Origin of the sequence: Mycobacterium sp. E2327, from assembly GCF_001672675.1 — a bacterium.
GTDB lineage: Bacteria > Actinomycetota > Actinomycetes > Mycobacteriales > Mycobacteriaceae > Mycobacterium.
Window position 1 is genome coordinate 1 of record NZ_LZKE01000146.1, and the last position, 7121, is coordinate 7121.

General features: G+C 64.1%; 7 protein-coding genes. 2 read left to right on the forward strand and 5 right to left on the reverse strand.

Annotation, left to right across the window (positions count from 1 at the left end; genetic code table 11):
* On the reverse strand, positions 1 to 436 hold a 436-nt coding region (locus A5712_RS17725), incomplete at its 3' end, for a TetR/AcrR family transcriptional regulator (protein ID WP_197519424.1).
* A gap of 79 nt (positions 437 to 515) precedes the next feature.
* On the opposite strand from A5712_RS17725, the gene A5712_RS17730 reads away from it, so the two are divergent.
* Entirely contained in the window at positions 516 to 1871 is a 1356-nt protein-coding gene (locus A5712_RS17730) for an NAD(P)/FAD-dependent oxidoreductase (RefSeq protein ID WP_068107608.1), read from the forward strand.
* A 6-nt stretch (positions 1872 to 1877) separates the two neighbouring features.
* Positions 1878 to 2693, forward strand: a complete 816-nt coding sequence (locus A5712_RS17735) for a hypothetical protein (protein ID WP_068107610.1) — start codon at positions 1878 to 1880, stop codon at positions 2691 to 2693.
* Positions 2694 to 2713: 20 nt separating this feature from the next.
* Here the strand turns inward: A5712_RS17735 and A5712_RS17740 are convergent, their stop codons facing one another.
* The 4 genes from A5712_RS17740 to A5712_RS31390 form a co-directional block, all read right to left on the reverse strand.
* Positions 2714 to 3898: a spirocyclase AveC family protein gene (locus tag A5712_RS17740; protein ID WP_068107612.1), complete on the reverse strand. Its 1185-nt coding sequence runs from the start codon at positions 3896 to 3898 to the stop codon at positions 2714 to 2716.
* Positions 3899 to 3965: 67 nt separating this feature from the next.
* Positions 3966 to 4787: a CbbQ/NirQ/NorQ/GpvN family protein gene (locus A5712_RS17745; protein ID WP_068107614.1), complete on the reverse strand. Its 822-nt coding sequence runs from the start codon at positions 4785 to 4787 to the stop codon at positions 3966 to 3968.
* The gene (locus A5712_RS17750; protein WP_156766611.1) at positions 4784 to 6496 is read right to left on the reverse strand and encodes a nitric oxide reductase activation protein NorD; all 1713 of its coding nucleotides are present in this window, start codon (positions 6494 to 6496) and stop codon (positions 4784 to 4786) included. Before A5712_RS17750 ends, A5712_RS17745 begins: the two co-directional genes overlap by 4 nt.
* A gap of 20 nt (positions 6497 to 6516) precedes the next feature.
* Positions 6517 to 7121 (reverse strand): hypothetical protein (locus tag A5712_RS31390; protein ID WP_197519425.1); only part of this gene is annotated, 605 nt, incomplete at its 5' end.

Sequence of the window (7121 nt, forward strand, 5' to 3'; positions counted from 1 at the left end):
TGGTCAGCGCCACGACGACTTGGTCGATCAGTTTTTGCTGCTGTTCTCGCACCCGTGGGTCGTAGGCCGCGGTCTCGGCGACGGTGCCCAGGATCGTCCGGTGTTTGCGATAGGTGTCGATCGGCACCCGCAGGGCCTTGTGCAGATCCTCGCGCGTCGCGTCGACGGGCAGTTCCCACCAGGACGCGCCATCGGCCAGCAGGTCACCGATGACGTCCTGCGCCATGGCGACCAGTAGGTCGCCCTTGTCCTCGAAGTACACGTAGAACGTGGAGCGCGAGATTCCGCCCGCGGTGATGATCGCCTCGACGCTCAGGTCGGCGTACCCCGGCCCGTTCTCCACCAGGTCCTCGACCACGCCGACGAAATGCCGGCTGAGCATGCTGCGGCGTTGAGGCCGGGACAGTTGCAGCGGCCGAGGAGTCGAAGCGTCCACGCGACGCAGTATACGCACTGTCCAGCCGATCATACAGAATGTTTGATGACCAAACTTGCTGTTTGATAAGGTGCACAGCATGTCTGAATTGTCGAAGGTGTACGTCGTCGGCGCGGGCCCGTCGGGGCTGGCGGCGGCCTGGCGGCTGCAAGAGGCCGGCTGTGACGTCGTCGTGATGGAATCGCGGGATCGTGTTGGGGGACAACTGCTATCGATCAAGCGCGACGGTTATCTGATGGAAGCCGGAACGACGATCCTGCCGGCCGCCTACGACAGCGTGATGCGCCTGATCGACGACATCGGCATGACCGACGAGCTGATACCGGCGAACTCGTTGATGGGATTCATGCGCGGCAGCCAGATGCACTACCTGCGCGCCAACCGGCTCGTCATCGATGCAGCACGCACCAAGCTGCTGTCGCTGGGCTCCAAGGTGAAGGTCGCCCGGCTCGCCGCGGACTCCTTCAAGCTGCGCAAGCTGCTCAGCTACGAGGACCTGTCGATCGCCGGCGCCTTCGACACCGAGACGCCCGAGCAGTACTGCCGGCGGCGCGGCCTCGACGGTGAGCTGTACGACTATCTCATCGAGCCCACCGTGCGCGGGGGAGCCGGCGTGCCGGCCAGCGTGATCTCGGTGGTCGAGTTCTTCTTCCTGTGGCAGAAGGTGCTGGGCTCCAAGCTGTATGCCTTCCGCGACGGATACTCCTCGTTCCCCGAGCGGCTGGCCGCCGCCATACCCGATGTGCGCCTGAACACCGACGTGGTGGAGGTCGTCGAGGACGCCGGCGGAGTGACGATCACCTGCGTCGGGCCCGATGGCGCGCAATACACCGAACGCGGCGCCGGCGCCGTCGTCAGCTCCATGGGCAACAGAGTTCCCGACATCGTGCCGCAGCTGGATCCCGAGCGCGCCAAGTTCCTGCGGGAGTTGAATTACACGTCGACGATGTCGATCAACCTGGCGCTGAACCGGGTTCCTGACTGCCCGGCATCATTCGTCGTCGTTCCCCGGCCGGTGTCCGAGGGGCTGTTCGCGATCATTCTGGAACACAACAAGGCGCCGGGGCGCGCGCCGGCGGGCAAGGGCCTGGTGTCGCTGTTCATGATGAATCAGTGGGCCGTCGACCACATGGATGCCACCGACGAGGACATCCTGGCCGACGTGCTGCCCGACGCGGAGAAGGCGATTCCGGGTTTGGGAGATGCCATCGAGTTCGCGCGGGTGAACCGATGGTATCCGGTGCTGGTGTACAGCCACCCCGGGTTGTATCGCGCCCTCGGTCGCTTCCACGCCGCCCGGGATCTGACAAGCCGAATTCACCTCGCCGGCTCCTACAACTCGTCGGGCAACGTCAACACCGCCACTACGGCCGGCGAACGGGCCGCACGCGAACTGTTGCAGGCACTTTCACCCGCTGCCGTCCTGACTGCGTGAATCATCATGGCCCAATTCAACGTCCCGACGCCGCCGCAGATGGTCTTCCCGCGGACACCCCAGACCATCGCCGAAATCGTCCTGTGGATCGTGGTGGTGGCGTTCGTGGGGTTCGCGGTGCGCCAGTGGCGACGGACCGGATCGCCGTTGGGGCTGGTGCTCCTGGCGGGCGGCGGAATCGCGCTGCTGAACGAACCGCTCGACGACATCTTGGGTCTCGTGCACCACCCCCGCCCGGGACAAGACGTCGTCTTCGAGACGATGGGCCCGATACCGCACTGGGGGCTGCCCACGTACATCGTCTTTTTCGGTGGGATCGCCTATGTGCTGCTGCTCGAACTGCGCCGGCTGACGTTCACCCCGCGCGCATTCTGGATCGGGATCGCGATCACCTTCGCCGCTGATCTGCTGATCGAGCTGCCGCTGCTGCACTTTCGGTTGTACACATACTTCGGCTACGGCACCGTGCCGATGAGTGTCGGTGGATTTCCGTTGTACTGGCTGTTCGTCAACACCACCGGCCCAATCCTGTGCGCGGCCATCCTGTTTGCAGCGCCGGGCTATTTTACCGGCTGGCGTGCGGGGCTGGTGCTGTTCTTACCGCTGGTCGCCGACGCCGGCTGCAGCGCCGCGGTAGGCCTGCCCGTGGACAACGTCCTGCACGTCCCCAGCGCGCCGGCGTGGCTGACCTGGGCCGGCGCTTTCGCGTCCTGCGCAATCGGTTTGGCGATACTCGACGCGTCGGCGCGTTGGATCTATTCACACACCCTGAAGATGCGACGGGCCGGCGAATCCGCGCGTCAACTGCAGGAGCAGGCGTGAGCGAGGTGTGAGGGCCGCGCTTATGGTCCGAACGGGTACTGCGCCGGCAGCTTGGTGTTGGGCGGTATGACGGCCTTGCCGTCGGGCGAGATGTAGACGGAGCCCTTGCCGGAATCGCTGTTGTCGTTGCGGCTCAACGGAATGGCCGGACCGGGGCATGCCCGATCGGTGCCCTGTCCGCACAACCCGTCGGTGAAGTACGACCGGTCGACGAGGTCGCGCTGCCATTCCTTGGAATGGATTCCAACCCAGTAGTTCGGGACGTTGTAGGTGAGGAACAACGCCACGTGCACACCGGCCACCACGGCGAGTGCCCGCACCACCAGCTGCGCGCGGTCGGACATCAGAAGATTTTCGGCGCCGCGTTCGACCAGCGTCTGTCCTCTGTCGTTGCGGAAGTACCGCAGGCACGCGACTGCGGTGAACGTCGCCGAGACGGTGACGACCTCATTGAGCGGAAAGGCGTGGTAGGTACCGCTGAAGATGGCGAAGCCGCGCCCGCCGGGATATTCCCAGATGCCGAGCGGCATGAAGATGACGCCCTCCAGGATGATGTCGAAGCCGACCATCGCGACAAAGCAGCCGGAGACCAGTCCGAGCGTGCCGATCCGGGGCCACCTGGCCTTGGCGCGCCGCATGACCGCGCAGCCGAGGAACATCGTGATCACGAAGACGTAGACATACAAGCCCGGCATGATCAGGATCGGCTCGACCACCATCGCGCCCGGCTTCCCGTTGGAGAGCCAACCCGGGACGCTGTGCACCCAGGAGCCGTAGTTGATGGGCCACGAGTTGTAGGTAAACCAGTGCCCGCCGTATGCCGATAGCGGATCTTGGAACCACAGCGTCGAGAAAGCCAGCACCAGCATGCCGTCGAGGGTCAATCGGCGTTGTCGGAGGATCGGGCGCACCACGAACCAACCGATGAGGCCGACGCCGACGGGAATGGACACGGCCTGGAACACCACCATGGCCACCTTCATGAATGTCGGTGGATCCATCGGACCGGTCGGCACCCGTCTGAAAAACGGACCGGTCGCCCAGTCGATCAACACGTAGGCGATGAAGGTCAGGATTACCGCGCCAAGGCCGGCCCACCACTTCACGGGAACCAGCCGGCGCGGCTCCTGGGCTACCGCGGCCGAGCTGGCGGTGACGTCGGCTGAGCTCGGATTTCTTGTCGCGGTGGCTGAAGCCCTTACCATGCATTTAATAATGAAACTTTGCGTATCAAATTGTCAACGCCGGTGCAATGTTGCCCGCAAGCGGAATTCAATTCGGCGCGTGCGCCTCGATCAGTGCCGTGAGCCCATCGCGTAGTTGGCGGTCATCAGTCAGTGGGCCCGCGATGGCCGACATCGCGGCGTCGAGGAACGGCATGCCTTCGTCGATCAACACGGCGGTTGCGATCAGCGTTCGGGTCGAGGCAACCTCGCGAAGCCCCGCATCCCGCACGCGGCGTACCGCAGCTCCCAGCCGGATCAGTGCTTCCGCGATCATCGGCTCGACTCCCGATTCCAGCCGGAGGATCTCGAGCTCCACATCCGGCGGGGGAAAGTCGAGTTCGATGCAGACCATGCGTTGCCGAGTCGAAGCCTTCAGATCCTTCAAGACGCTCTGGTATCCGGGGTTGTAGCTGACGACGAGTTGGAATCCGGTTGCGGCGCTGAGCTTCTCACCGCCCAAGCGTTCGATATTGAGTTCGCGGCGATGGTCCGTGAGGGAATGGATGATGACCGTGGCGTCTTGGCGGGCCTCGACGATCTCGTCCAGGTAGCAGATCCCGCCCTCGCGAACCGCCCGGGTCAGGGGGCCGTCGACCCATTCTGTCGAACCGCCGGACAGTACGTAGCGGCCGAGCAGATCGGAACCCGTCATGTCCTCGTGGCAAGAGACCGTGTAGAGCGGCACACCGGCGGTAGCCGCCATATATTCGACGAGGCGGGTCTTGCCGCAACCGGTCGGGCCCTTCAGCATGACCGGTAAACCTCGGCGCATGGCGGCGCTGAACAGCGCGACTTCGCGGCCGACCGGGTGATAGAACGGTCGCCCACCGTTGCCGGCAGTCGCTTTGGTGATCGCATACTGTGTCATAGCACTTCTCCTAAACTTCGTTGGCCGCCAGCAGATCCCAGTGACCGTGACGTCGCCCGGACTCTGCGCAGCGACGCGCGCAGCAGCGGGATAACCGATGAGGCGAGCTCCGACGCGTCATCCAGCCGGCAGTGGGGGAATTCACCCCATACCCGTTCGACCACATCGGCCTGGGTAGCTGAGCCGACGCTGACACAAGCACATCCGATGCCACCGGCGACTGACTCACGTAGCGCTTGCCTGCTGTCTTGTTCTGCGTAGGTGCCCTCGTAACCCTCTTCGTACGGAAACCCATCGCCGACGACTATCAGAAGTTTCTGAGTGGTGCCGGCACGCGTCTTCAGCAGGTGCGACGCGTGCCGAACGGCGGCGCCGAGCCGGGTGAAACCGCTGGGTTCCAGAGCGGACAGGCGTCGGTGCACGGCGCTGTCGTGTCGATCATCGAATTCCTTGATCCGCATGAAGCGCACGGCATTGCGGCCTTGGGAGAAGAAGCCGAATAGCGCAACCCGGCAACCCAATTCGTCAAATGCTGCGCTCAGCCGTCGGGCAACCTCTCGCTGTTGGTCGAACACACGCCATCCCGACCCTTCGTCCCGAGTGGAACTGGTCGCATCCAGCAACACAAGCACGCTCAAATCGTGGGCGGTGCGTCGCATGCACTCATAGATGTCCGGGCGGGCGTCCACGCGGGCGGCACGGTGCACCACCATGTCGACCAACGCTCTCAGATCCAATGTGTCGCCGTATGGTTGGCGTCGATGTCGCTCATGGGTCAGGCCGAGACGCGCGAGTTCGCGGCGCAATCGGCGATCGTCCTCGGGCATCGGGCGCAGCTCCGCCGCTGGCTGCGACGGATCGAACTCGGCGACCGTGCACCAATCCTGACGGTAGCGGCTGGCTGCGGCGTCCCATTCTGGATAACGAAATCCGACGGGAAGGGCTGGCGCGTCGGCGACAACTGCGTTCATCGACTCGACCGGATCTGCCTGCGACCCAACCGGACCGACACCGTGCCCGCCCACCGCAGTCGCCGCTCCACCATGGCGACTGGTACCCGGAGCCCGGCCCATCCCGAAAAATCGGGTGATCATGGACGACAGCGGGGTTTGGATCGGTGCCGAGAACAGCTCGAGAATGCGGCTGCGGTCGGATTCCTCGTCATCGTCGAGCTCGCGCAGCCAGTCTTCAGGGGATGCAGTCGCTTCCCGGTGGTCCGCAGGCGAGGCGTCGATTCGGTTGGTGGCCCGAAGGACACTCATGGGTTTGATGGTGCCCATCCAGTCGGGAGGCACCGGGAGACGACGCCTGGCCTGGCGGGCCCAGGCCAGCGATTCCTGTGCGCATGACGGCGCGGGCCCGTCATAGACTTCCGCCGTCAACTCGAACATCTGAAGCGGCAGTGTCTGTCTCAGCGCCGCTACCGCGCGCACACACTCCAGCAGCAGGTAGCGTTGTTGCAGCGAGTGCCGCCCGGCGATCCGGGCCATCACATGGCGATCGAAGCTTCCGACCTTGACGAGACCGGCTTGCGCGATGACCGAGCAGCCCTGCAGATGCGCGGGCCGCGCCGGCAGGAATATCGATTCGCCATCGGTATAGGCCAGCGGGTGATCGCCCTCGATGACGACCATCGGACGGCCCGCGACGGCGCAGGCGAGCAGCGTAAACCGCGACCCTTGAGCAATTTTGGACACTTGGCCGAGCACTCCCTACTGCTCAGTTACGGTCAGGCGGCCACCGCGGTGCGCTCTTCCGTATTGATGGCCCGGCGCAGCAGCACGACCATGACCGCGATCCACATCGCGAACACGGTAAGCGGCAGATAGAACGCGAATGCCCCGTTCCAGGCGAGCGGACCGTGCTTGAAGAACGGGACTACACCGGCCGGTGCTACGAGCATTGCCACCCAGATATTGAAGTATCCGGCCCACCGGGGAAATACCCGCGTGTTTCGCTCGTCGCTGAGGATCACCACGCCAATAGACCCGAATTCCACAACCGCCGACGAGATGACCCCCACGAACATCAGCCATCCCATGTCATTGAGCATGCGGATCGTCACGCCGCCGATATCGGGCCGGTACGCCGCAGTTTGCCAGATCATCAGGGGGATAATGAATTCCAACGACAACAGTCCGCCGGAAACCAATTGCGTCGATGCCAATACCGAACGTGGTCCCTCGATCCGTTTCATCTGGGCGGAGATGACGGCGGCAAACGGGACCAAGAGCGCGGACGCAAACATGGTGAGCAGCAATCCCAGCCGAATCAAGTCCGTGTGGTGCTGATACATGTCGACGACCTGTTCGGGGGAGTTGCCGGGAGCCGGCG

What these genes read in the sequence shown, in the direction of transcription:
- A5712_RS17730 (WP_068107608.1), top strand. Translation starts at nt 516, where the DNA reads ATGTCTGAATTGTCGAAGGTGTACGTCGTCGGCGCGGGCCCGTCGGGG.
- A5712_RS17735 (WP_068107610.1), top strand. Translation starts at nt 1,878, where the DNA reads ATGGCCCAATTCAACGTCCCGACGCCGCCGCAGATGGTCTTCCCGCGG.
- A5712_RS17740 (WP_068107612.1), bottom strand. Translation starts at nt 3,898, where the DNA reads ATGGTAAGGGCTTCAGCCACCGCGACAAGAAATCCGAGCTCAGCCGAC.
- A5712_RS17745 (WP_068107614.1), bottom strand. Translation starts at nt 4,787, where the DNA reads ATGACACAGTATGCGATCACCAAAGCGACTGCCGGCAACGGTGGGCGA.